This is a genomic window from Phyllobacterium sp. K27 (genome assembly GCF_054796155.1).
Window position 1 is genome coordinate 1,717,959 of the sequence record NZ_CM139240.1, and the last position, 25,051, is coordinate 1,743,009.

Annotated in this window: 24 protein-coding genes, 1 tRNA gene and 1 riboswitch; of the genes, 19 read left to right on the forward strand and 6 right to left on the reverse strand. The window is 50.8% G+C overall.

Going from position 1 to position 25,051, the window contains the following annotated elements; all coding sequences use genetic code 11:
- Nucleotides 1-17: 17 nt before the first annotated feature.
- The 16 genes from ACYJL1_RS08335 to ACYJL1_RS08410 all read left to right on the forward strand — a co-directional run bounded on the left by ACYJL1_RS08335 (nucleotide 18) and on the right by ACYJL1_RS08410 (nucleotide 14,574).
- A complete protein-coding gene (locus ACYJL1_RS08335; RefSeq protein ID WP_460894979.1) occupies nucleotides 18-467 on the forward strand; it encodes a GNAT family N-acetyltransferase in 450 nt (149 codons plus the stop codon).
- A 47-nt stretch (nucleotides 468-514) separates the two neighbouring features.
- Nucleotides 515-1,255 (forward strand): pyridoxine 5'-phosphate synthase, encoded by a 741-nt coding sequence (locus ACYJL1_RS08340; protein ID WP_460894980.1) that lies wholly within the window; start codon nucleotides 515-517, stop codon nucleotides 1,253-1,255.
- A 139-nt stretch (nucleotides 1,256-1,394) separates the two neighbouring features.
- Nucleotides 1,395-3,320 (forward strand): potassium transporter Kup, encoded by a 1,926-nt coding sequence (locus ACYJL1_RS08345; RefSeq protein ID WP_460894981.1) that lies wholly within the window; start codon nucleotides 1,395-1,397, stop codon nucleotides 3,318-3,320.
- 317 nt (nucleotides 3,321-3,637) lie between these two features.
- Complete coding sequence (locus tag ACYJL1_RS08350; RefSeq protein WP_460894982.1) at nucleotides 3,638-4,276, forward strand: TetR/AcrR family transcriptional regulator; 639 nt, start codon at nucleotides 3,638-3,640, stop codon at nucleotides 4,274-4,276.
- A 61-nt stretch (nucleotides 4,277-4,337) separates the two neighbouring features.
- On the forward strand, nucleotides 4,338-5,357 hold the full coding sequence (ilvC, locus tag ACYJL1_RS08355; RefSeq protein WP_460894983.1) for a ketol-acid reductoisomerase: 1,020 nt from the start codon (nucleotides 4,338-4,340) through the stop codon (nucleotides 5,355-5,357).
- A 551-nt stretch (nucleotides 5,358-5,908) separates the two neighbouring features.
- Nucleotides 5,909-7,024 (forward strand): endonuclease/exonuclease/phosphatase family protein, encoded by a 1,116-nt coding sequence (locus ACYJL1_RS08360; RefSeq protein WP_460894984.1) that lies wholly within the window; start codon nucleotides 5,909-5,911, stop codon nucleotides 7,022-7,024.
- A gap of 3 nt (nucleotides 7,025-7,027) precedes the next feature.
- On the forward strand, nucleotides 7,028-7,741 hold the full coding sequence (locus ACYJL1_RS08365) for an NUDIX hydrolase (RefSeq protein WP_460894985.1): 714 nt from the start codon (nucleotides 7,028-7,030) through the stop codon (nucleotides 7,739-7,741).
- Nucleotides 7,742-7,814: 73 nt separating this feature from the next.
- On the forward strand, nucleotides 7,815-8,732 hold the full coding sequence (locus ACYJL1_RS08370; protein ID WP_460894986.1) for a PhzF family phenazine biosynthesis protein: 918 nt from the start codon (nucleotides 7,815-7,817) through the stop codon (nucleotides 8,730-8,732).
- 112 nt (nucleotides 8,733-8,844) lie between these two features.
- Nucleotides 8,845-8,920: transfer RNA gene (locus ACYJL1_RS08375), tRNA-Lys, on the forward strand.
- An 87-nt stretch (nucleotides 8,921-9,007) separates the two neighbouring features.
- Nucleotides 9,008-9,352 (forward strand): RidA family protein, encoded by a 345-nt coding sequence (locus tag ACYJL1_RS08380; protein ID WP_008123603.1) that lies wholly within the window; start codon nucleotides 9,008-9,010, stop codon nucleotides 9,350-9,352.
- 167 nt (nucleotides 9,353-9,519) lie between these two features.
- Entirely contained in the window at nucleotides 9,520-9,798 is a 279-nt protein-coding gene (gene rpsU, locus ACYJL1_RS08385) for a 30S ribosomal protein S21 (protein ID WP_115052617.1), read from the forward strand.
- A gap of 180 nt (nucleotides 9,799-9,978) precedes the next feature.
- Nucleotides 9,979-10,548 carry an NADPH-dependent FMN reductase gene (locus tag ACYJL1_RS08390; protein ID WP_460894987.1) on the forward strand — a complete coding sequence of 190 codons (570 nt, stop codon included), beginning with the start codon at nucleotides 9,979-9,981 and terminating at the stop codon, nucleotides 10,546-10,548.
- A gap of 46 nt (nucleotides 10,549-10,594) precedes the next feature.
- A riboswitch (TPP riboswitch) is annotated at nucleotides 10,595-10,715 on the forward strand.
- A gap of 103 nt (nucleotides 10,716-10,818) precedes the next feature.
- Nucleotides 10,819-12,636, forward strand: coding sequence for a phosphomethylpyrimidine synthase ThiC (gene thiC, locus ACYJL1_RS08395; protein ID WP_460894988.1), 1,818 nt, complete (start codon nucleotides 10,819-10,821; stop codon nucleotides 12,634-12,636).
- 4 nt (nucleotides 12,637-12,640) lie between these two features.
- Nucleotides 12,641-13,633 carry a glycine oxidase ThiO gene (gene thiO / locus ACYJL1_RS08400; RefSeq protein ID WP_460894989.1) on the forward strand — a complete coding sequence of 331 codons (993 nt, stop codon included), beginning with the start codon at nucleotides 12,641-12,643 and terminating at the stop codon, nucleotides 13,631-13,633.
- A complete protein-coding gene (thiS, locus tag ACYJL1_RS08405) occupies nucleotides 13,602-13,799 on the forward strand; it encodes a sulfur carrier protein ThiS (protein ID WP_460894990.1) in 198 nt (65 codons plus the stop codon). The genes thiO and thiS overlap by 32 nt, the downstream gene beginning before the upstream one ends.
- Before the next feature lies 1 nt (nucleotide 13,800).
- The gene (locus tag ACYJL1_RS08410; protein ID WP_460894991.1) at nucleotides 13,801-14,574 is read left to right on the forward strand and encodes a thiazole synthase; all 774 of its coding nucleotides are present in this window, start codon (nucleotides 13,801-13,803) and stop codon (nucleotides 14,572-14,574) included.
- Nucleotides 14,575-14,582: 8 nt separating this feature from the next.
- Here the strand turns inward: ACYJL1_RS08410 and ACYJL1_RS08415 are convergent, their stop codons facing one another.
- Together ACYJL1_RS08415 and ACYJL1_RS08420 are read right to left on the reverse strand one after the other, a co-directional pair.
- Nucleotides 14,583-15,182 carry a class I SAM-dependent methyltransferase gene (locus ACYJL1_RS08415; protein ID WP_460897974.1) on the reverse strand — a complete coding sequence of 200 codons (600 nt, stop codon included), beginning with the start codon at nucleotides 15,180-15,182 and terminating at the stop codon, nucleotides 14,583-14,585.
- A gap of 8 nt (nucleotides 15,183-15,190) precedes the next feature.
- Entirely contained in the window at nucleotides 15,191-15,640 is a 450-nt protein-coding gene (locus ACYJL1_RS08420) for an RrF2 family transcriptional regulator (RefSeq protein WP_460894992.1), read from the reverse strand.
- A 400-nt stretch (nucleotides 15,641-16,040) separates the two neighbouring features.
- On the opposite strand from ACYJL1_RS08420, the gene ACYJL1_RS08425 reads away from it, so the two are divergent.
- The 3 genes from ACYJL1_RS08425 (at nucleotide 16,041) to cysW (ending at nucleotide 18,833) form a co-directional block, all read left to right on the forward strand.
- Nucleotides 16,041-17,048: a sulfate ABC transporter substrate-binding protein gene (locus ACYJL1_RS08425; protein ID WP_460894993.1), complete on the forward strand. Its 1,008-nt coding sequence runs from the start codon at nucleotides 16,041-16,043 to the stop codon at nucleotides 17,046-17,048.
- 92 nt (nucleotides 17,049-17,140) lie between these two features.
- Entirely contained in the window at nucleotides 17,141-17,983 is an 843-nt protein-coding gene (cysT, locus tag ACYJL1_RS08430) for a sulfate ABC transporter permease subunit CysT (RefSeq protein WP_460894994.1), read from the forward strand.
- 34 nt (nucleotides 17,984-18,017) lie between these two features.
- Nucleotides 18,018-18,833 carry a sulfate ABC transporter permease subunit CysW gene (gene cysW / locus ACYJL1_RS08435; RefSeq protein ID WP_460897975.1) on the forward strand — a complete coding sequence of 272 codons (816 nt, stop codon included), beginning with the start codon at nucleotides 18,018-18,020 and terminating at the stop codon, nucleotides 18,831-18,833.
- Between the two features lie 13 nt (nucleotides 18,834-18,846).
- On the opposite strand, the gene ACYJL1_RS08440 is transcribed toward cysW, so the two are convergent.
- The 4 genes from ACYJL1_RS08440 to secD form a co-directional block, all read right to left on the reverse strand.
- Nucleotides 18,847-19,407: an RBBP9/YdeN family alpha/beta hydrolase gene (locus tag ACYJL1_RS08440; RefSeq protein WP_460894995.1), complete on the reverse strand. Its 561-nt coding sequence runs from the start codon at nucleotides 19,405-19,407 to the stop codon at nucleotides 18,847-18,849.
- 134 nt (nucleotides 19,408-19,541) lie between these two features.
- On the reverse strand, nucleotides 19,542-20,486 hold the full coding sequence (locus ACYJL1_RS08445) for a lysylphosphatidylglycerol synthase domain-containing protein (RefSeq protein WP_460894996.1): 945 nt from the start codon (nucleotides 20,484-20,486) through the stop codon (nucleotides 19,542-19,544).
- Between the two features lie 42 nt (nucleotides 20,487-20,528).
- Complete coding sequence (gene ybaL / locus ACYJL1_RS08450) at nucleotides 20,529-22,292, reverse strand: YbaL family putative K(+) efflux transporter (protein ID WP_460894997.1); 1,764 nt, start codon at nucleotides 22,290-22,292, stop codon at nucleotides 20,529-20,531.
- Between the two features lie 185 nt (nucleotides 22,293-22,477).
- On the reverse strand, nucleotides 22,478-25,012 hold the full coding sequence (secD, locus tag ACYJL1_RS08455; protein ID WP_460894998.1) for a protein translocase subunit SecD: 2,535 nt from the start codon (nucleotides 25,010-25,012) through the stop codon (nucleotides 22,478-22,480).
- Between the last annotated feature and the right edge of the window lie 39 nt (nucleotides 25,013-25,051).

Here is a 25,051-nt window from a genome sequence, read left to right on the forward strand (position 1 = left end):
TATCGTGCGAGTATGAGATGAATTTTCGTTGGATCGAAGCTTTCGAAGATACACGTGCACTAGAACTTCATGCATTGTACAGCAAAGAGTGGTGGACCAAGGGCCGATCTCTCGATGACATGGTGCGGATGCTCAAGCATTCTGATTTGACGCTTGGATGTTGTACCGATGATGGCAAATTGATCGGGTTTGCTCGTGTGCTTACGGACTACACATTCAAGGCATTTATCTTCGACGTCATTGCCCATGAGCGCTTTCGTGGGGTTGGAGTAGGGCAGAAAATTATCAATCGGATAATCAGCCACCCGACTTTAATTAATGTTCAAAGCTTCGAGCTTTATTGTCCTGACCAGATTGCTCCCTTCTATGAGAAACTCGGTTTTATCAAATCAAGCTCACATCTTTTGATGCGTCGACGTGAGGTGGAGCAACGAGTACAGGAAAATAACCGTGTGTTGCTCGACTGAACTAATGTACAACAAAAGCCCTACGCATATTGCTCTGGATATCATTCATGACCGCATCTCTGTCTGTTAACCTCAACGCAATTGCGATGTTGCGAAATCGTCGCGATCTGCCTTGGCCCAATGTTATCGATCTTGGCCGCATAGCACTGGCCGCTGGTGCTTCTGGATTGACCGTGCACCCTCGGCCTGATGAACGGCATATTCGTTTTGCAGATCTTCCTCAAATCCGTGCACTCATTGATGACGAGTTTCCTGAAGCAGAGTTCAATATAGAGGGATATCCAACCAGTGAATTTCTTGAACTGGTTGCCAAGAATGAGCCAGAACAGGTAACTTTAGTACCGGATGATCCAACTCAATCGACTTCGGACCACGGTTGGGATTTGAAGCGCTATGCAGATTTTCTGTTGCCTATCATCAGGGATCTGAAAAGGCAGGGCATCCGTGTTTCCCTATTTGTTGATCCTGACCCTGATGCGCCGCAAGCAGCAAAGGATCTGGGTGCTGACCGAATCGAACTCTACACTGGCCCATATGGCGCAATGTACGATGATCCAAAGGGCGCATTAATTGAGCTTGAAAGGCTGGCCGCTACGGCATCTGCCGCCGCGACAACAGGTGTCGCAGTGAATGCCGGACACGATCTGACTGTTTCCAACCTACCTGCACTGGTCAAGAAAATGCCAAATCTTGCGGAAGTTTCAATTGGTCATGGCCTCACCGCTGATGCATTAATACACGGGATGGCAGGCTCTGTGGAACGATTTCTCAATGCACTCAAAGGATAATGCTTTGATTTGGCATATAAATCTGCTGCCATGCATTTTTGCATAACGCAAGGATGAGATATGTTAAAATGTCGGTTGATATTGCGGTGCAACACGACTAACTCGTCCGCCCACGCTGTAGGAGCGAGGGAAAACTTTTATGAATGACCACCAAGCGGTCGGTGACGATTGCGATAACGGTTCGGTAAGCTACGAACCGGAACCGCATCACAAAGAAGCTTTTCCAGTTCTCGTTCTGGGCGCTTTGGGTGTTGTCTATGGCGACATCGGAACCAGCCCAATCTACGCTTTCCGAGAAGCGCTGCATGCTGCTTCCCTTGATGGCAGCCTGAGCCGCACGGATGTGCTCGGCGTCGTGTCCATGATTTTCTGGGCATTGGCGCTTATCGTTACCATCAAATACGTTATCTTCGTATTGCGTGCCGATAATGACGGGGAAGGCGGCATTCTGTCCTTGATGGCGTTGGCCCGGTCGAGCTTCAAGTCACGGCCGCAACTCATCTTGGGGCTTGGGATCATTGGCGCTTCGCTCTTCTATGGCGATGCCGTGATCACGCCTGCAATCTCTGTTCTCTCGGCTGTCGAGGGGCTCGAGATAGTAACGCCGACTTTTAAACCATTCATCGTGCCGATAACGATTGTCATTCTCCTGACCTTGTTCTCTATCCAGAGGTTTGGGACAGCAAGTGTCGCTAAAATATTTGGACCGATCACATTGATCTGGTTCCTCGCGATCGGTTTTTTCGGGCTACTGCATATCGCCGATGACCTCAGCATTTTTGCCGCGGTTAATCCTTACTATGCGTTTCAATACATTATCAACAATCCTCAGACCGCATTCCCGACGATTGGTACTGTGTTCTTGGCTGTAACGGGTGCAGAAGCGCTTTATGCCGATCTTGGCCATTTTGGCCGCAAACCCATTGCTACAGCATGGATGTGGGTTGTTTTCCCGTGCTTGCTGCTCAATTATTTCGGGCAAGGCGCTTTCATTCTCGCTTATCCGGATGAGGCAAAGAATCCATTTTTTGAAATGTTCCCGCATTGGGCACTCCTGCCGATGGTTGTGCTGGCGACCATGGCCACTGTTATTGCCAGTCAAGCCGTCATTTCCGGCGCTTATTCCCTGTCGCGTCAGGCGGTCCAGTTAAACCTTCTGCCACGGCTGAATATTGAGCACACCTCAGAAAAGCAGTCCGGCCAAGTCTATTTGCCAAAGGTCAACACGCTTCTCGGTATTGTTGTGATATTGCTAGTCTTAGGCTTCGAGCGCTCTTCAAATCTGGCTTCTGCTTACGGTATTGCCGTCACCGGAAATATGCTTGTAACGACGATCCTGCTTTTCATTGTCATGACCCGCATCTGGAAATGGAGCTTGTGGGTGGCTGCCAGTTTAACCGCATGCTTCATCATCATTGACCTTATTTTTGTAAGTGCAAACCTGATTAAGGTTGTCGATGGTGGCTGGGCTTCATTGGTGGTTGCTTTCTTGGTCGTTCTTGTCATGTTTACCTGGGTTCGCGGCAGCCGAAAGCTCTTCGAGAAAACCCGCAAGGGCGAAGTTCCGCTAGCTTTGATCTCAAAGAAAATGGCTGAGAATCCGCCTACCTTGGTGCCTGGCACTGCAGTTTTCCTAACTGGTGATCCGAAAAGTACACCAACGGCCCTCATGCACAGTCTTAAACATTACAAGGTCTTGCATCAGAACAATGTGATCCTCACGGTGATCACCGCGCCATCGCCGCTGGTGAAGAAAAGTGAGAGGGTCCGGATAGAACCCATCAACGACCTGTTCATGCGAGTGACCCTGACATTCGGCTATATGGAGCGGCCAAATATTCCGCGGACACTTGCGATCTGTCGTAAGCAGGGCTGGAAGTTCGATATCATGACGACTTCGTTCTTCCTCTCCAGGCGTTCTTTAAAGGCTTCGGCGCGCTCTGAAATGCCCCTTTGGCAAGACCGTCTTTTCATCGCATTGGCAAAAAGCGCCAGCGATGCAACGGAGTATTTTCAAATACCGACCGGGCGGGTTGTCGAGATTGGAACGCAGGTTAATATCTAGAGCCTTTCTTGCTTAAATAGAATCGTTCTGCCGGAGGGAATTTGTGGACAAGGTCGAGGGCGAGACCGATGTTTATCCATCGGGCGAAGCATGGCTGTGCTTAGCTTAAACGTGCAAAATACTACCTTCATTTGCACGCCACCTTTCGTTCCAATTCCTACTTATGCGCGGCAGCCGTGGACGTTTATGATCCGTTTCGCTCGATCGTCTTGTGGCAGTGTATCTGGGCCTAATTTTTCGCGCTAACGCTTGTCAAACCTCAATATGTATACTAAAAGCTAGCCGTAACGTACGGTACGGTACGGCTGGAGGGCGTGTTGAAGTCAGAACTGGAGATTAGCGAAACCGCATTAACGGAACGTCAGAAAGACGTTCTGGATGCTGCACTCGCGCTTCTGGTTGAGGCTGGTGACAAGCTGACAATGACGAGCGTCGCGCGTCGCGCAAGTTGCTCGAAGGAAAGCTTGTACAAATGGTTCGGCGACCGCGATGGTTTGCTGACAGCTACGGTCCAGTGGCAAGCCTCCAAGGTTCGGGGAGTCCCTGTCAGTCGTGATGCATTTGATCGCAATGCGCTGATAGCAGGTTTGGAACGCTTCGCAGCTGATTGGCTGCGCGTTCTGTCGGGTAAAATCTCAGTCGCATTGAACCGTGTTGCGGTGACACATGCCGGAACGGACAAGCACGGGCTTGGTCGTGATCTTGGCGGTATCGTTCTGGAGAATGGTCCATTCGCGATGGCCCGCAGGCTGGAGCCGGTTCTATTGCTTGGCCGTGAAGCCGGGCTGCTACAGTTTGAACAGACGGATGAGGCATTTCGTACTTTTTTTGGACTGGTCGTTCGTGACGTGCAGATTCGCCTGTTGCTAGGAGATCATTTCGAGTTGAGCGAAAGAGCTATCGAGCGCGATGCGAAACGAGCCACTGAACAATTTCTTGTTCTCTATAAACCTTGAGAAAAACCGGTCCTTGAATGGCTGGCAGACAATAGTGATTGAAACATAGGAAGGAAAACCAATGCGCGTATATTATGACCGTGATGCGGACATTAACCTGATCAAGTCGAAGAAAGTTGCCATCATCGGCTACGGTTCTCAGGGGCGTGCCCATGCGCTTAATCTGAAGGATTCCGGTGCAAAGGACGTGCGCATTGCTCTGCGTCCGGGTTCAGCAACTGCTGCAAAAGCTGAAGCCGATGGTTTTCAAGTGGTCAGCGTTGCCGAGGCAGCAAAGTGGGCTGATCTTATGATGATGGCGACGCCAGATGAACTGCAGGCTGATATTTACAAGGATCATATCGCCGATAATATCCGCGATGGTGCTGCGATTGCCTTTGCCCATGGGCTCAACGTGCATTTCGGCCTTATTGAGCCGAAGAAGACTGTTGACGTTGTCATGATCGCACCGAAGGGTCCCGGTCACACAGTTCGTGGCGAGTATCAGAAGGGCGGCGGTGTGCCTTGCCTCATCGCTATTCATCAGGATGCATCCGGCAATGCGCATGATCTTGCTCTATCCTACGCCTGTGGTGTTGGTGGTGGTCGTTCTGGCGTTATCGAAACCAATTTCCGTGAGGAATGTGAAACCGATCTGTTCGGCGAACAGGTTGTTCTATGCGGCGGGCTGGTAGAGCTGATCCGTGCAGGCTTCGAAACATTGGTTGAAGGCGGTTATGCGCCAGAGATGGCTTATTTCGAGTGTTTGCATGAAGTTAAGCTCATCGTCGATTTGATCTATGAAGGCGGTATCGCCAACATGAATTATTCGATATCGAACACTGCGGAGTGGGGTGAATATGTATCCGGTCCGCGGATCATCACAGCCGAGACAAAGGCAGAGATGAAGCGCGTTCTGACTGACATCCAGACGGGCAAGTTCACCTCCGACTGGATGCAGGAATACAAGGCAGGCGCATCGCGCTTCAAGGCCATTCGCCGCAATAATGACAAGCACCAGATCGAAGAAGTTGGCGAGAAGCTGCGCGGCATGATGCCTTGGATCGGTAGCAACAAGCTGGTCGACAAGGCAAAGAACTAAGAAGCTTCAGATTACAGTTTGAGGGCCACTGGAGAGATCCAGTGGCCTTTTCCCTACCGTCAGGACAATTGATTAAATTATGTACTATAGGTCACATTTTTGCCGTGGGCGATTGAAAGGCTTGTATGTATTGTCAAAAGCACGGTAGGACTGATAGGTAGCGCGGCATTTTTCGGCCTGTGTGGGACCGTTATTTCCCGTCGGCCGGTTAGTTCGCCCATTATAGCAGTTTCCAGTTGAACAATCCCGCAGACTATCCCGATAAGGGCTGTTGTTGCGTAGGATCGTGGGTGTTCGCGGGACGACATCAAGTCCTCGGGGAGCTGGGCGATATGTCTGGATTTCGCGTGCGGAAGCAATCGACACCTGGTCGACAATCACGAAAGTAAGAACAGCCAGCATCATCTTAAGAGATTTCATAATTGTGAGCTTCCAGTTGTTCATAGATTTGATATAGGCGCTAGCGGTGCCAATCGCTACTGGTAGCAGTGGGGTAATGCGGGTAGGGTCGTTAGGCATAAGCACCATCGGCCTTAATTCAGAGTATTTGCATGTCAGTTCGCATTGCTACCTTCAACGTCGAAAACCTGATGAACCGGTTCGACTTTTCCGGGTTCAAGAATAACCTCAACAAAGACAGAGCCCTGCAGCTTTTTCAGATACAGGATGAGGCACAATACCGGCAACTGGAACAGGCTCGAGCCATTGCGCATGCGGATGATACTCGCCAATTGACTGCGTTGGCGATTGCAGAAACTCATGCGGATATTCTTTGCCTCCAGGAGGTGGATAATATCAATGCGCTGAATGCTTTCGAATTCGGCTACTTGTTCAAGATGGTAGGTGAAGGCTATCGCCACAAATACATGGTCGAAGGAAATGACAGCCGTGGAATCGACGTGGCTGTTTTGATGCGCGATCAGACGCGGGACGGTTTATCGATCGAATTTGTTGCGATGACGAGTCATGCACACATCACATATGGCGATTTTGGCATTTACAATGCGGAGCTGGCATTGCTGGGCATTGAGCCGCACGAACGGATATTCAAGCGTGACTGTCTCGAAATCGACGTGCTTATTGGCGGTAATCCGCTCACGCTTTTTGTAAGCCATTTTAAATCCATGGGCACACCTCGCAACGGTTTGGATGGCCGCACTGCTTCCATGCCTGTCCGGGTAGCTGAGGCAAAGGCCGTGCGCCGTATCATCGAAGAAAAGTTTGCCAGCAGTGGGGGCTCGGCAAACAAAAACTGGGTCATCTGCGGTGATTTCAATGACTATCGTGAACGTGTTCTCATCAAGGGTGATAGGCTAGCCGGGTACCTGTTCGAGCCGATTAAAGAGCTGGAAAGCAGCATTAACGTCCTGCTCGAGACTGGGTTTTGTGAGAATCTGGTGGAAAGGCGTCCTGAAATGGATCGTTGGACACTTTATCACACGCGGGGGCCTGACGAGCGGCATTTATGCCAGCTCGATTATATTTTGGCCTCACCAGCACTGGCGCGGAACAATGCGCAGGCTATCCCGGATATCATCAGGCAGGGGCAGCCATTCCGCACGCTCTTTCCACCGGATCAAATTATCGAGCGTTTTCCGCGTATTGGCTGGGATCGCCCCAAGGCCAGCGATCATTGTCCTGTTGTCGTTACGTTTGACGTGGTTTGAGCAATGAGAGATTTTCCCGAGAAGACTGTGATTGAGCTTAGAAATGCGTCGATACGGATAGAAGACGGCACGCTGGCTTATGACCTCGACAATGAGTCTGAAATCGAGTTGAACTGGGAAGCGGATTTCAAGGCTAATCCGGCACTTTTCAATGGCGATTTTTTTATGGCCGACAAGGCTGACATCAACCGTGGCGCGTTTGAAGCAACTTATAAACGCACGCGTTTCAAAACCATGATGCATTGGAAGAAGAATCGCACCTTGCTGAAGCCTTGGCACATTTTTGCGGTAGGTGTAATCGTTTCGAACGACAATGCGTTAATCGCTGGTCGAATGGCCAATTCGACAGCGGCGGCGGGACGAGTTTATTTTCCTGCTGGATCTTTTGATGAAGGAGATGTGCGCGACGAGGTTATCGATATCGATGGGAATATGAAACGTGAGGTTTTGGAGGAGACGGCTATTGATCTGGCCGATGCTCAACGCTTTGATAGCAGTATCTATCTCGTCACTGCGGATCGCAGTATTGCTTTGTTTCGCCGTTACTACTTTGACGTGAGTTCACAAGAGTTGTTGATCCGTATACGCCGCCATATTGCCGCAGAGCTCATTTCGGAACTCGACGATGTAGTTGCCGTGACGTCATCAGCCGATATGTGTGATACCACTCCTGCTACATTCCGCACATTTGGCGAGTGGCATTTCGGCCAAATGTAACCGTCACAAGGTTTGACTTGCGCGCCCCTCGGCTTGGTCTATTTTTTACCGGAATTGAAAAGGTGCAACGCTCATGACCGGTCGCCGCTACGAAATCTATGACGTTTTTACCTCGGAGGTTCTGAAAGGGAATCCGTTGGCAATCGTTCACGATACGGCAGGCCTTGATGATGAGGCGATGCAGCGTATCGCCCGCGAGTTCAACTTATCAGAAACGGTTTTTGTGCTGCCAGCGAAGAACGCTGCGCATACGGCTTGGATACGCATTTTCACGCCGGATTATGAGATGCCGTTCGCCGGACATCCCACTGTTGGAACGGCTGTGTCACTTGCACAAGACCGGTTTGGTGAAGTGGAAAGCGATCAGGATGCGCTGATCATTCTGGAAGAGCAAGTAGGGCCCGTTCGTTGCGGCGTAAGACTGGGGAAACAGGGGGCTTTTGCTGAATTTGATCTTCCTAAGCTACCACAGCGGATAGACTATAATTACGACAAACTGGCCATCGCACGAGCACTGCGACTTGAGCCAAACGAGATTGGCTTTGAAAATCATGTCCCCAGCATCTGGGATGCGGGCGTTCCATTCCTGCTTGTGCCGATTCATGGTCTGGCATCAGCTGCCCGGATGCGGATCGATCAGGCAGCAATGCAGCGGGTCGCCCCTCGAATTGGCCATAGACAATTACCGGTTTATGCTTACTGCCGCGAGACTATTGGGCATGAAAATGATTTTCATTCGCGTATGTTCGTCAGCGATGAAGGAACTTATGAAGATCCCGCAACTGGCTCAGCGACTGCCGCGTTTGCTGGTGCCATTCATTTGTTCGATGAACCGCTTGATGGCGTACAGCGATTTTCCATTGAACAAGGATGTGAGATGGGCAGGCCATCCAAGCTCGAACTCGAACTCGACATTCAGGATAGAAGGTTAACCGGCGCACGGATTGGCGGTGCTGCGGTCAAGGTGGCAGAGGGCAAATTGTTTGTCTGAGAGCGAAAAATTCATCTTCTTGCCGATCAATGCGATAAAGTTTGGCGAAGGGCTGGACAGGCAAGATTTGCCCCGTTATAGAGCGCTCACTGTCGTCGCGGAAGCGGCTGACGGGCACATAGCTCAGTTGGTAGAGCAGCTGACTCTTAATCAGCGGGTCGTAGGTTCGATCCCTACTGTGCCCACCATTTCTTCTGAAACGAGGGCCGTATGGCCCTTTTTTCTTGTACCACAACAAGCATTGGCTTGTCCGAAACCTTCCATAGGAGATTTTCATGAGCGTTCGTCGTATTGAAGCAGGTCCTCGCATGAGCCAGGCCGTAATCCATGGCAATACAGTCTATCTGGCCGGTCAGGTCGGTGGTCCGGGCAAGAGCGTAACAGAGCAGACAAAAGACGTTCTGGCGTCGGTCGATCGTTTGTTGAAAGAGGCTGGTACAGACAAGTCCAAACTGTTGCAGGCCATTATCTGGCTCGACGATATGAAAGATTTTGGCGAAATGAATGCAGTCTGGGATGCATGGGTCGATCCGGCCAATGCACCGGCACGTGCGACAGGTGAGGCCAAGCTGGCAACACCTGAATATAAGGTTGAAATCATCATCACAGCTGCAATCTAAGGATTGAGTATCCAAGTTTAATTGCTTGGGTGCACTGGATTTTTGGCGCGGGAATGAATAGAGTCCGCGCTTCTCCGGATTGCCGTTGTGGCAATTCTTTAAACGCTTGTCTGATTGTGGCCGGTTTTCGTACCGCAAGACGAGGCAAGCATGGGTAAGGAAAACGATTGCAAGTTCTCGTCCGTGATAACAATGTTGAACAAGCCCTAAGGGTTTTGAAGAAAAAGATGCAGCGCGAAGGTCTATTTCGCGAAATGAAGGCCCGTCAGGCTTTCGAGAAACCTTCCGAACGCCGTGTTCGTGAGAAAGCAGAAGCTGTTAGCCGCGCTCGTAAGGCCGCGCGCAAACAGGCTCAACGCGAAGGTCTATTGCCTGGTCCAAAGAAAAAAGAACGCGTTGCACGACCCGGAGCTCCGGCAGGCAATGATTACAACAATAACCGCTAATATTGACGGGCTTAACCGCCCTTCACTGTGACGACAAACCCGCATGGCTTCATTGCTATAGCGGGTTTCGTTTTTAGTGGTCGTATCGGAACTCCGGCCGGTTTCAAAAAAGTGCCTTCTTGCGTGATGCAGTAATGCATTTACTTGTCGGTTATCGCATTTATTGGAGATATGAACCGAATGGCACTCAAGCTGAATATTATCATCGCAAGCACCCGACCCGGGCGGGGTGGCCCCGCTGTAGCAAAGTGGTTCAATGAACTTGCCAAGAAAGACGGTAATTTCGAACCCGTACTAATCGACCTGGCTGATTTCAATTTGCCGATCTATGACGAGTCGAATCATCCTCGCATGAAAAAATATGAGCATGCTCATACCAAGAAATGGAGCCAAGCCATTGAGCCTGGTGATGCCTATATTTTCGTTATGCCGGAATATGATTACAATGCGCCACCCTCATTGATCAATGCGCTGGTCTATCTGTGGAATGAGTGGAATTACAAGCCGGCAAGTTTCGTCAGCTATGGCGGCGTTTCCGGTGGTTTACGTGCTACCGAATCGGTCAAGGGATTGATGTCGGCACTCCGTATGGTTTCGCTTGCGGAGAGCGTTCCCATTCCTTCCTACCAGCAGTTTATCAATGATGATGGTGTGTTTACGCCAAATGAGTTGATCACGACCAGTGCCAGCACGGTTTTGACTGAATTGGCAAAATGGGCTGGTGCGCTAAAGCCACTTCGCGCGTCATGATTTAGAGGCTCCGCTTGACATTAATACGTCCAGCGGGTCATTTTAAGCTATTCACCAGGGGAGTCCCGACAAGGGGCTGAGATACTGCTTCAGGTTTGACCAAGCGCAGTGACCCGTTGAACCTGATCCAGTTCACACTGGCGTAGGGACGGTGCAAAGGTTATCGCGCATGGTGCATTGGCACTGAATCCATTATTGGATTTGCGAGGCTTCTTTTCATCCTTCCGGCACAGAACTGGGTTTCCTGCAACAACGCAAAGGAACCTGACGATGACTGCTGTAACAAAAATTACCGAGGCCCCAAAAGTTTCGACCGGGCCGCTTCCTGCTTCCACCAAGATTTACAAACCGGGACTGATCCATGCCGATATTCGTGTTCCCTTGCGCGAAATTGCGGTTCATCCCACCGCTGGTGAACCAAACCTCGCTGTCTATGATTCATCGGGTCCCTATACCGATGCAGCGGCAAGCATCGATATTAACAAAGGCATCCCACGCATTCGTGAGGCATGGAAAGCGGGTCAACAAGCCGATAGTTATGCTTATGAGGGGCGGCTGATCCAGTCAGCTGACAATGGCTTTGCAACAGGCGAGCGGCTCACGCGAGAGTTTCCTGTTCGGCATCAGCCGCGCCGCGCACATAATGGCAAAGCGATAACACAGCTTGCCTATGCCCGCGCAGGAATTATCACGCCTGAAATGGAGTATGTTGCCATACGGGAGAACCTTGGTCGGGAAGCTGCGCGAAATCAGGTGCGTGATGGTGAGTCCTTCGGTGCATCATTGCCGGATCATGTGACACCTGAATTTGTACGGGATGAGATCGCTCGGGGGCGGGCGATCATACCTGCCAACGTAAATCATCCCGAGCTTGAGCCTATGATCATTGGTCGGAACTTTCTCGTGAAGATCAATGCGAATATCGGCAATTCGGCTGTAACCTCATCCATGGAAGAAGAGGTCGAGAAGATGGTCTGGGCCATTCGCTGGGGTGGCGACACGGTGATGGATCTGTCAACTGGCCGAAACATCCATAACATCCGCGAGTGGATTATCCGCAACTCACCAGTGCCCATTGGAACTGTTCCGCTATATCAGGCGTTGGAAAAGGTCGGTGGCATCGCCGAAGACCTGACGTGGGAAGTCTATCGAGATACTCTGATCGAACAGGCAGAGCAGGGGGTCGATTACTTTACCATCCATGCTGGCGTGCGGCTGCATTATATTCCGCTGACTGTAGATCGTGTTACGGGCATTGTCTCGCGCGGCGGCTCTATCATGGCAAAGTGGTGCCTGCATCATCATCGCGAAAGCTTTCTTTATGAGCATTTCGAGGAAATCTGCGATATCTGCCGCGCCTATGATGTCAGCTTTTCACTCGGCGATGGGTTGCGCCCGGGTTCAATAGCTGATGCAAACGATGCTGCGCAGTTTGCTGAGCTTGAAACTCTGGGCGAGTTGACGCAAATCGCATGGGCCAAGGACTGCCAAGTCATGATCGAAGGCCCCGGTCATGTACCGATGCACAAGATCAAGGAAAATATGGACAAGCAGCTTGCTGTCTGTGGAGAGGCACCATTCTACACGCTAGGACCGCTCACGACAGATATTGCTCCCGGCTACGATCACATTACCTCCGGCATTGGCGCTGCAATGATTGGCTGGTTTGGTACGGCGATGCTTTGCTACGTTACGCCCAAAGAGCATCTCGGGCTGCCCAATCGCGATGACGTAAAAGTTGGTGTTATCACCTACAAGATTGCTGCTCACGCGGCAGATTTGGCCAAGGGCCACCCTGCAGCAAAATTGCGTGATGATGCTCTGTCCCGGGCCCGTTTCGAGTTCCGCTGGGAAGATCAGTTCAATCTGTCTCTTGATCCCGAGACGGCAAGACTCTATCACGACGAAACCTTGCCGAAAGAAGCGCATAAAGTGGCGCATTTCTGCTCAATGTGCGGGCCGAAATTCTGCTCGATGCGTATTTCACACGACATTCGGGCCGAAGCTCAAAAAGAAGGCATGGCCGCAATGGCGGAGAAATTCCGTGTCGGTGGTGACCTTTACATGCCCCTTAATGCCGGAGAATGACAAGGTGACCATCTTGGTCAAAGGGGCCGGTGTTGCCGGCCTCACCATGGCGTACGAGCTTCGAATGCGGGGGGCAGAGGTCACAATTCTGGATCCGTTCGGGGGCGAGCGTTCTGCGGCCTCCTGGTATGCCGGTGGTATGCTTGCGCCATGGTGTGAGCGTGAAAGTGCCGAGCAGGTCATCCTCGACCTTGGAATGAACGCGGCCAATTGGTGGGAAGCAACGCTTCCCGGATCAGTGACACGCAAGGGAACACTGGTTGTTGCTCCACCACGCGATGTAAAAGAACTGGAGCGGTTTGGCGCACTTACGTCGGGTTTTGCGCGAATCGGTGAAGAAGCAATTTTGCTTTTGGAGCCTGATCTTGGAAGGGTTTTCCGCAAAGGTTTGTTTTTCGAAAGCGAAGCGCATTTAGAACCGCGTAGGGTTCTAACAGAGTTAAGGTCAAAGCTCGCAGCGCTCAACACCCGCTTCGAGACAGACATGAGCGTTGCCGGGATTTCCGGTTTTGAATGGGTTGTCGATTGTACGGGAACTGCAGCGCCGGAAAATGGATTGCGGGGAGTGCGCGGCGAGATGCTCTTGCTGCGCAGCAAAGATATATCATTGTCGCGGCCCATACGGCTTATTCATCCGCGTTTCCCGCTTTATGTTGTGCCGCGACCAGACCACATGTTCATGGTTGGCGCGACGATGATCGAGAGCGATGCAAGCGGGCCTGTAACGGCACGCTCCGTGATGGAATTGTTGAACGCTGCCTATAGCGTTCACCCCGCATTCGGCGAAGCCGAAATCATTGAAACCGGGGTAGGCGTTCGTCCAGCCTATCCAGATAATTTGCCGCGAGTGATTAAAACTGGCAATCGGATCAGCATTAACGGACTTTACCGACACGGTTTCCTGCTTGCGCCAGCAATGGCACGGCAAGCCGCTGACATGATCCTGAAAGAAAGGAGTGTATGCCATGAAACTCATCGTGAACGGGCAAGCGCATGAAGTCGCAGCGCAAACTCTCGAAACACTTCTGGTTGAGTTGGGGTTTGAAGATGAATGGCTAGCTACTGCAGTTAACAGCGAGCTTGTGCGCGCAAACGAGCGGCACAATCACGCTTTGAACAATGATGATCGCGTCGAGATTTTGACGCCGAAGCAGGGTGGGTGACATGTTGAAACTTTACGGCGAGGAAATATCATCCCGCATTTTGCTCGGCACGGCGCAATATCCGTCTCCTGCTATTCTCATAGATGCGATTAAAGCTTCACGAACAGAAATCATCACCGTGTCATTGCGGCGGGAAATGGCTGGAGCAAAGTCCGGGGACGGATTCTGGACGTTGCTTCGCTCTCTCGGGTTGCGCGTGTTACCCAACACGGCAGGATGCCACACGGTGAAAGAAGCTGTGCTGACCGCCCACATGGCACGGGATGTCTTTTCAACTGACTGGATAAAGCTGGAAGTCATAGGCAATCATGACACTTTGCAACCGGATATCTTTGCACTGGTGGAGGCTGCTCGTGTTTTAAGTGAAGACGGTTTTAAGGTGTTTCCCTACACGACCGATGATCTGATAGTTGCAGAACGATTGCTAGAGGCGGGGTGTGATGTTCTTATGCCTTGGTGCGCGCCCATTGGTTCCGCGATGGGGCCACAGAATTTACATGCATTACGCTCGATACGCGGGCATTTTCCGGAAGTTCCAATGATTGTCGATGCCGGTTTAGGCCGCCCATCGCATGCGGCAGCTGTGATGGAACTAGGATTTGATGCAGTCCTTCTCAACACCGCTGTGGCAAAGGCAGGGGATCCGGCTGCAATGGCGCAGGCCTTTGCCAAAGCTGTTGAAGCGGGATATCAAGCTCACCATGCAGTTCTATTGGAGCCACGCGATCTTGCTGTTCCCTCAACCCCTGTAATAGGCAAGGCCGTCTTTACATAAAAGCAAGGTTATACTGCCTTCGTTGCAATAACGTGGAGCCACTCGGTTGGCTCATTGTCGTAGCCACTGCCCATGCTGCTTTTTATATCAACTGACGCCCAGGTTTGCCCATATGCCTGTCTAAGCCACTCGGCGGACGGGTAGTTGTAGTAACGGCCAAACTTGTCGCGCCCCTCTTGTTGTCCCGCCTTATAGCTCGCATAAAACCGGCCATTGGCTTTCAAAGCCCGTTCGATACATTGAAGAATAGGTTTCAGGTGTGATCTGGGGACGTGCAAAAGACAAGCGTTCGCCCATACTCCATCAAATTTGTTTTGATAGGTGATCTGATCGAATTTTAACACTTGCGCTGGAACGCCGAGCCGTTTCTGAGCTTGGTAGGCAAGCTCCGCGCTGCCGTCAGTCGGTGTAACATCGAAACCCTGAGCGAGCATGCGCGCGCTGTCGTCACCACCGCCGCAACCGAGTTCTAGAATAGAGCAGCCGGGGGCAAGACAAGCCAGAAAGGAATCCAGCCGTTCATATGATCTGTGATCGTTGCGATTGGCATAAGCCTCTGCTTTTTCTGCGTAAAATCGCAGAGTGTCTTGATCTTCACCGATGATGATATCCTCCTCTAAATATCAAGAATGGCTGGCGTTTTGCCCTTTTCGCCATGGATCAGGCAATCGGCAATCGTCGTTTTGTCGAGAATACCGCGAGTGACATTAGCAACTTCGTTAAAGACATGGCGAATTTCACATGTCTCCTCATTACTGCAATCTTCGCAGCGCCGATAAGCAACTTTACTAAGACATGGAAGGGAGGCTATGGGGCCATCAATCAGACGCAAAACTTCACCGAAGGTAATGTCCTCGGCACCCTTAAGAAGAAGATAGCCGCCCATCTTGCCTCGCCGGCTCATGACAATGCCTTCACGTTTCAGGTCCAACAAAATCTGTTCGAGAAATTTCTTTGGAATATTCTGCTCTTCTGCAATATCCGAAATGAATAGTGCTTTCTCAGAGTCGGCGCGCGCAAGGACGACAAGCGCCCGCAGAGCATATTTGGCTTTTTGCGATATCATTGTTCTCTGCCTACAACCGTTTGGATGCAGTCATAGCCCTTCGAGAGACATTTCCTAGTATAAAAACGTTAAAAAATCGAGTTTCCTTGCGACGATGCGATATCTTGAACCAGAGCATATAAGGGTTTGAGACGCATCATTCATTCGGGCATGGAGGCTTCGGGTGATCGTCGCCTACTTTCCCTCTTGAGATACAACAATGATCGTATCGCTCTGTTTTCATCATTTTGGTCATGAGTAGTATTTCATTTCCAGATTGCCGCATTTATTAGCAAATATAATCTTCCTCTTACCCATTTTTATCGCCACTCTCGCAAAAATTGTTCGTGAGTCCAAAAAGGCATGCGAAGCGATTCTGGTTTGAAATTTGGGCGAAAACGCCTTCGTCTGGGAGATTTTCATGAAGAATTTAGTTGCTTACGCCGCACTGACGCTGGGACTGGTTTTAAGTCCGGTACATGCCGCTGAAGAACCGACGGAAATTCTCAATGTTTCGTATGATATCTCCCGCGAGCTTTATGATCAGATCAATAAGGCCTTTAGCGCAGCCTATAAAATACAGGCCGGTAAGGATATTACCGTAAAACAGTCACATGCAGGCTCCTCTAAACAGGCCCGATCTATCCTGGAGGGTCTTGAAGCTGATGTCGTGACGTTCAATCAGGTAACTGACGTGCAGGTTCTGCACGACAAGGGCAATTTGATCCCAGCCGACTGGCAGTCACGCCTTCCCAACAATGCATCGCCATATTATTCGCTACCTGCTTTTCTTGTGCGCGCCGGTAATCCCAAGAATATCAAGAATTGGGATGACTTGATACGCGAAGACGTGAAAGTTGTTTTTCCCAATCCGAAAACATCCGGTAATGGTCGTTACACTTATCTCGCTGCTTACGCTTATGCACTAGAAACAAACAATAACGACGAAGCAAAGGCGCAGGAGTTTGCCAAAAAGCTGCTTGCCAATGTTCCAGTATTTGACACTGGTGGGCGTGCTGCGACCACGACTTTCGCTGAACGTGGTATCGGAGATGTTCTGATCACCTTCGAGGCAGAAGTGTTGGGTACTCGCAAACAGCTGGGCGAAGACAAATACGAAGCGGTTGTTCCTCCGGTTAGTCTTTTGGCCGAGTTTCCTGTTTCTGTAGTTGATAAGGTTGCCGACAAGCGCGGATCGCGAGCAATTGCTGAAAGCTACTTGAAATTCCTTTATACGTCGGAAGGGCAGGACATCCTTGCGCAGAATTATAATCGCGTGCATGACGAGACGATCAAGGCCAAATATGCGTCTCAATTTCCAGAAACACGTCTTCTAACTATTGAAGATGTGTTCGGAGGATGGAAGAAAGCGACCAAGGATCATTTGGCTGAAGGCGGTATTCTTGACAAGGTGTTTACGAGGCGTTGATCCGGAATAGCGAGACCCCGACAAGCGACGCCCTGCATCGCGTCATTTGCCTTGCGACAGATCACTTGCTCTAGATGAATTAAGAACGCCGCATGTCATTTTTTTCAAAATCCAGTCAGCGTGGCATTTTGCCGGGTTTCAGTCTCACTCTCGGAGTGACACTGCTGTACTTTACGATAATTGTGGCACTGCCACTGTTGGCCATGCTCTACAAAACTTTCAATTTGGGTTGGACTGATTTTTGGGGCATCGTCTCTTCCGAACGGGCCGTCGCAACCTATCGCATCACAATCAGCGCTGCTTTATTTGCCACATTGCTGAATGCGCTTTTTGGCGTACTGCTAGCGTGGGTGTTGGTTCGCTACGAATTTCCCGGAAAACGTATTCTTGATGCTGTGGTCGACTTGCCCTTTGCCTTGCCCACAGCCGTTGCAGGGCTGGCGCTGGTAACCATATTTTCCGCCAATGGCTGGTTTGGTCAGTACTTGGAGCCGCTGGGTGTCAAGATTGCCTATGCGCCATTGGGAATTGCGCTCGCCATGATGTTCACCGGCATTCCCTTCGTTATCCGAACAGTCCAGCCTGTTCTGGAAGATGTGGCAACGGATGTCGAGGAGGCCGCTCGCTCCCTAGGCGCTACAAACTGGCAGATATTCGCAAACATCATCTGGCCAGCCATTTTGCCAGCATTTGTTGCTGGTTGCAGCCTGTCCTTTGCACGAAGCTTGGGAGAGTTTGGTGCTATCGTCTTTATTTCGGGTAATCTACCGTTTGAGACAGAGGTAATGTCCCTTCTGGTCTTTATCCGGCTTGATGAGTATGACTATCCCGCAGCTGCAGCCATAGCGACAGTTATGTTGGCTATAGCATTCGTCATGCTTTTTATTACAAATTCTATACAGGCTTGGCAGCTCAAATATGCAGAACGTAACTAATCCTGCTGCGCCCATTGGGGCGCTGAAGCCGTCAATGCGACATGGCAAAAAGCCCGCTCGGCTTTCACAGTGGCTTTTGATTATTTCCGCTATTTTCCTATCTATTGTGCTGATTGGCGTGCCGCTGCTCGTCATTTTTACATATGCATTTCGGGAGGGTATGACGGTTTATTTGACTCAGATAAGTCAACCCGCAACTTTGCATGCGATTTGGCTAACTGTTCTGACTGCTATCGTTGTCGTGCCGATCAACATGGTCTTCGGGGTTTGCGTGGCGTGGTTGGTTGCGCGGTTTAGGTTTCCCGGTCGCCGCCTGCTGATTACATTTATTGAAATACCATTCTCGGTCTCACCAATCGTTGCAGGTGTGACCTATCTGTTCCTGTATGGCAGTCAGGGGCTGCTTGGACCGCTGCTGGAAGTGTATGACATCAAGATCATGTTTACGGTTCCTGCGATCTTTCTGGTCAGCCTTTTTGTAACCAGCCCATTCGTTGCGCGCGAGCTTATCCCACTTATGCAAGCTCAAGGTAGCGAGGATGAGGAAGCGGCAATCACACTTGGTGCCAATGGTTTGCAAACATTCTTTTACGTTACATTGCCGAATATCCGTTGGGCTCTTCTTTATGGCGCGGTGCTTTGCAATGCTCGTGTAATGGGTGAATTTGGTGCCGTTTCGGTTGTTTCCGGGGCCATCCGCGGACAAACCAATACCTTGCCTTTGCAGATTGAACTGCTGTTCAATGACTATAATGTCACTGGTGCATTTGCGGCATCATCCACATTGGCTTTGATCGCTGTCGTGACGCTTGTTCTCAAGTATCTGCTTGAACGCAAGCAGTTAAGTTAGAGCAAAATTTGCATTAGGCAGCATGTTGCGTCCGGAAAGACGGCTGGGATCTGCGCATTGAATCGGCGAGAACATGCCCATCTGGCCATGAGCCGAAACCGCTTTCGATGTTAATGTGCCCTGAATTGCCCATATCAACAAAGCCGGAACCCCATATATTCGCTAGTGCCTGTGCTTTATTGAAGGACATATAAGGATCGTCACGGCTTGCCACGACCACTGAAGGAAAGCTCAATTTGTAGCGCGGTAAGGGCGCGAAACTTTTAAACTTTTTGTCCCAAACGGCCATGCGCTCGGCATCCGCAGGTGCCACGAGCACTGCACCTGCTACATGCGCGGCAGAAGGTCTGCCTGCAAGGTGAGCAACTAGAATAGATCCGAGACTATGTGCCACTAGAATGGCGCCGGGCGTCTCGGCAAGAGCAGCCTCCAGCACATGAAGCCATTGCGATAGATCGGGGTTATTCCAGTCATCTTGCTCAAGGAGCTGCGATGTCGCATCCTCAAGCAACCACTGGCGTTGCCAATGGCCATTTTCGGATCCTCGGTATCCCGGAATAATCAATGTTGTCATTGCGCCACTCCATGTTGAGTTTGCCTCAAAATAGAGTGGCGGGTCGTACTCTTGAAGAAACTTCGCACCAATTTGCGGCTAGTCCGGAAAAAATTTCCTGCGTGAAAGCACCTATCCTGAAAATAGCCTGATGTTCATTCTTCTTTCTTGTACCAACGGAGGAGCAATTGCGAACGTTCGAAGACGAGCACAACCACCAGCGAAAGAGCAAATGGAATCAGCAAATAGAACAGGCGGAATATGATGAGGGCAGCAAGCACATCGGCTTGATTCATGTCTGGCAGGCCAGTCAGAAAGACGAGTTCGAGAACACCCAATCCGCCTGGAGCATGCGATATAAGCGCCGCGGAAAAGGACACGAGAAATATACCGAGGATAATCATAAATCCAGGATTCCCGGCTTCTGGTAGTGTGAAATAGATAATTGCAGCTGCGCCGATAAGTTCCAGCGGTCCTACGATCAATTGTTGTGCGACAACCGTTAGCCGAGGATATTCAAGGGTAAACTGGCGAATGCGTAAAGGCTTGAAGTGCAACCAGCTGCCGAAAGTGTAAAGCAGGATAAGTGTCAGCAAACCAAAACCGATAATATAGCTTAGCGAAAGCGGTAACTCGGAATTGAAACGCTGCAGAATTTCAGGTTCAATCAGAAGAACAATGGCGCTCAAACTCATGACACCGATAAGAAAAGTGAATGAGCAAAAGGCAATCAGGAGTGCTATTTCAGGACCGTTCATCCCTTGCGAGGAATAAGCCCGATAACGTACGACTGCACCTGAAAGCACGGAAGCTCCTATATTGTGCGACAGCGCATAGGTCGTGAAGGAGCACAGGGCAATAAACACCCATGAGATTTTGCGGCGAAGATGCAAAAGCGCGATGCGATCATAACCGGCGAGAGCTGCATAGGCTACCAGCGAGGCCAAAGCCGCCAGTACCCAGCGATGCATCGAAATGGCCTGAAGACTGTAGACCACATCATCCAGGGAAATACTGCGTAATTCCTTGTATAGGAGCCATGCGGATATGGCGACCGCCGCCAATCCCACGACCGGCCAAATGTAATCTTTAAGTTTCATATTCTTTCCTGCCCGGCCTTTGTAATCATCATTCTTTAAGTTTCAGGTTTCGGTCAGTGGTCCCTCTGGCTTTGGCTCGTCCAAGTTGAGTATATGCGAAACAATTCCCCGCGCTATCTCGCGTTCTCCCATGATCACAGCATCAGCACCCAGATCTTGCAAATGCTGTACTTCCGCATCGGAATGAGCACGGGCGAGAATGCTGATAATTGGATTGGCCGCGCGGGCCTTGACCACGATTTGTCCTGCCTCGAACGCATTTGGTATGGCAAGGATGAGTTGCCTTGCACCGGGTAGATTGGCAGCGGCCAGAATATCGCCGCTTGCGGCATTGCCAACGATTGTTTCTATGTTGTCATCCCGCAACTTGGCAACGGTCTTATCGGCGTCTTCTATGACGAGGAATGGCTTTCCGATCTCTTTTAACGCATCACCAATCAGACTGCCTACTCGCCCGTAGCCGACCAGTACAGCATGATCGGTGAGTAAGGTGGGGCGAATTTCCTCGATATCCATTTCATCTGTTTTGGGAACATCGGCCTCAGCAGTTGGCTCTACAACTGCGGGCACGCGCTTTTCCAACCAAGGCTTTAGATAAGTTACTCCGGCGAAAACCAGAGGGTTCAAAAGGATTGAAAGAATCGCGCCGCCGAGAATGAGATCCCGCCCTTCTTCGGGGAGCATACCCAATCCGACACCAAGTTCTGCGAGAATAAACGAAAATTCGCCAATCTGCGCAAGACTGGCAGAGATGATAAGCGCAGTTCCAGTTGGATAGCCGAATGCAAGTACTATGAAGAAAGCTGCCAGCGACTTACCTACCACAATGATCGCCAGTGTCGCGAGCAGTGGGAGTGGGTCGTTGATAATAGTCATCGGATCGAACAACATTCCGACTGAGACAAAGAATAGAACCGCAAACGCATCGCGTAGAGGCAGCGATTCTTCAGCAGCTCGATGGCTCAGTTCAGATTCACTCATAATCATGCCGGCGAAAAACGCGCCGAGTGCAAACGATACACCAAACAGTTTTGCGGCACCGAAAGCCACCCCAAGCGCAATTGCTAAAACTGCAAGTCGGAAGAGTTCGCGTGAGCCGGTATGGGCAATGGCATGAAGGGTCCAAGGAATGACGCGGCGTCCGACGATCAGCATAACGGCAACGAAAGCCGCTACTTTTCCGAGTGTCAGGGCTATTACGCCACCAATGCCCAGACTGAAATAGGTTGCGATTGGGTCGTTGTTTGCATGAATTGGCCCGCTAGGCGTATCGCCGCCATTGAGCGCACCAGCGATTGCTGGCAGAAGCACTAGTGCCAACACCATTGCAAGATCTTCAACGATAAGCCAGCCGACTGCAATGCGGCCGCGTTCTGTCTCAATAAGCCGGCGCTCCTGCATTGCACGCAGGAGAACAACCGTACTGGCAACAGACAGAGCCAAACCAAAAACAAATCCGGCTTGCAGACCCCATCCGAGAATCCAGGCTAGTCCTAGCCCGAGAAGCGTTGCGGCCAAAATCTGAACAATGGCACCGGGAATGGCAATTGCCCGAACGGAAAGAAGATCTTTCAGGGAAAAGTGCAGCCCGACACCGAACATCAAAAGAATAACGCCGATTTCGGCGAGCTCAGCTGCCAAGTCTTGATCCGCAACAAAACCGGGAGTGTGGGAACCGGCGAGAACACCGGCAACGAGATAACCGACAAGGGGAGGAATACGCAGACGATTGGCAATCGCACCGAAGATAAAGGCTAACACAAGGCCTACGACGATGGTCGCAATCAGCGGCGTTTCATGAGGCATATGTCGGCTTCTCCCCCTTGAGGTTTGGAATTGGTTATACCCAGATTTTTTAATCAGTCATTTTCTATAACAGTATTGCCTACCCGGTGGGGCTTGCAAACCGTTTTCATTGATTTGCGGCGCAAGAAAGATGAATTTTTCCATACGCCGCAAATATTTAGCGTCAAACATTAAATTGGATGTTTTCAACTTTGGGTGGCTGTATTTTCGGTAGAACCGATACGATGGGCATGGTTCTTTTCCCACCACGTTCCAAGAAGAAGCAAGATCGGAGCCGCGATGAACAGCGAAGAACTGGTCGCGATTATGACGCCGAATAACATAGGCAGCGCGAAGTTTTCTACAGCCTTGCCGCCCCAGATCGCCATTGGAAGCATAGCAAGAAAGACGGTCAAGGAAGTGTAGATACAGCGTGCCAACGTCTGGTTGATCGACAGATCAATGATCTCGCGCAAAGGCATCTTCTTGTGGATGCGCAAATTCTCGCGCATTCGATCATAAACCACCACTTTGTCGTTTACCGAATAGCCAATAATCGTCAATAACGCGGCGATAGCTGTAAGGTTGAAGTCAAGCCCCAGCAGCGCAAAGAAGCCAACTGTCTTTGTTGTATCGAGGATCAGGGTTGCAATGGCACCCAACGCAAAGTGCCATTCGAAACGCCACCAGATGTAGAGCAGCATGGCAAGGCTGGCGAGAACAACCGCGATAATACCAGACCGGGCCAATTCCCCACTGACCTTTGGACCAACAACCTCGGAGCGTTCAATTTTTACGCCCGGATCATGTTCTTCCACGGCTGCTTTGACTTTGGTTACGGCAATGGTCTGTGCCTCTTCGCCACCTTCCTGACGCTGTACGCGGATCAGCACCTGGCTATCGCCACCGGCCTGTTGCAGCGCGACTTCGCCAAGTCCCAATCCTTCCAGCTTTTCACGCATGGGAGCGAGCTCAGCTGGTTTGGATGTCGTAACTTCAACCTGGATACCACCCTTGAAATCGATGCCATAATTGAGGCCGGGATGGATGAACAGAACGATTGATGCAATGGACAGGAAAAGCGAAACGCCGATACCGAAGAATCGAGCATTCATGAAAGAGATATTGGTGTTTTCCGGCACAAGCTTGAACAGATGCTCAATGTGAATTGTTTTCATCTTCCGGCGGCGAACGATGGCCATCGTGATGATACGAACAACTGTTACTGCCGTGAACATGGACACGAGCGCGCCAATGATCATTGTGATGGCAAAGCCGCGAACGGGGCCCGTACCGAAGAGGAATAGAAGGAAGGTTGCGATAAGATGCGTAGCATTTGCATCGATAATGGTTGAATAGGCAAGTCTGAAGCCGCGATCCACTGCAGCCATTGCGCCAATGCCTTTGCGCGCCTCCTCACGGATACGCTCGTTGATAAGGATATTGGCATCCACAGCAAAGCCGATGCCGAGGATGATAGCGGCTATGCCGGGGAGGGTGAGAGTTGCACCGATCAAGCTCAGAATGCCGAAAGTCAGAATAATATTCAGCGCGAGTGCAAAATTGGCAATCAGACCCCACCCGCTGTAGAGAATGAAGATGAAACAAATGACGAGCGCAAAGCCGATCAAGCCGGTCAAAAGGCCCATTTTGATGACGTCGCCGCCAAGGTCTGGACCAACGGTGCGCTCTTCAATGACAGTTAGCGGTGCAGGCAGCGCCCCGGCGCGGAGCAGAGCGGCGGTTGTAACAGTATCCTGAACCGTAAAGTTACCCGTTATTTGACCGGAGCCACCGGTGATCGGCACCTGAATAACAGGCGCTGTCAGCACCTTTCCATCGAGAACGATAGCGAAGGGACGGCCGACATTTTGGCTGGTTATCTCGGCAAACTGACGTGCGCCAATATTATCGAACCTGAAGGAAATGATTGGCTGATTGGTTTGCTGATCGAAAGCCGCGCGTGCGTCCGTAAGGCGTTCACCGCTAAGTGCTACGCGATCCTCTACAGGATAAGTGATGCCGGGTTCTTTAGCATCCGGCAAAATGGAGATGCCCGGAGTAGGCGCGTCACCAGCATTGCGGTCGGCAACCATGTGGAATGTCATTTTAGCGGTGCTGCCGAGCAGTGCTCGCAACTGGCTTGGGTCTTGTAGTCCCGGCAGCTGCACAACAATACGGTCAGAACCAACGCGTTGGATGGATGGTTCGGCAACGCCGATTTGGTCAACGCGTCTACGAACAATCTCCAGACTCTGGGTCAGTGCATTGTCGAGCTTGTCCTTCATGCCCGCATCAGTAAGCGTGAGGCGGATTTGATTGTCATTGGTTGCGATATCGATGTCGCTGACCGGAGCCGCAAATCCAATTTGCGCAACCTGTGTCGTCAATTCGCGAAGAGCCGTTGCGGCGGCATCACGCTGCGCAGAATCGGGGATTGTGACGACAACGCTATCGCCAGCGATGCGAATGGACTGCGGTTGAATTCTTGCTGTACGCAAACGACCGCGAGCATCATCCAGGATAGAACGAATGCGATCCTTTTTTAGAGCGGCCGCATCAACTTCGAGAACAAGATAGGAGCCGCCACGCAGATCCAGACCGAGCGCAACCTGTTTTTTAGGAAGCCAGTTCGGCATTGCATCGAGCTGAGCCTTGGTGAACATATTGGGGAAGGCAAGAACGATGCCCGCAAGAATTATAAAAATATAGGTCCAGAGAACCCATCTGGAAGTGCGCATATCTGTGTTCCATTATTAAAGAGGGCTACAGCCTTGTAG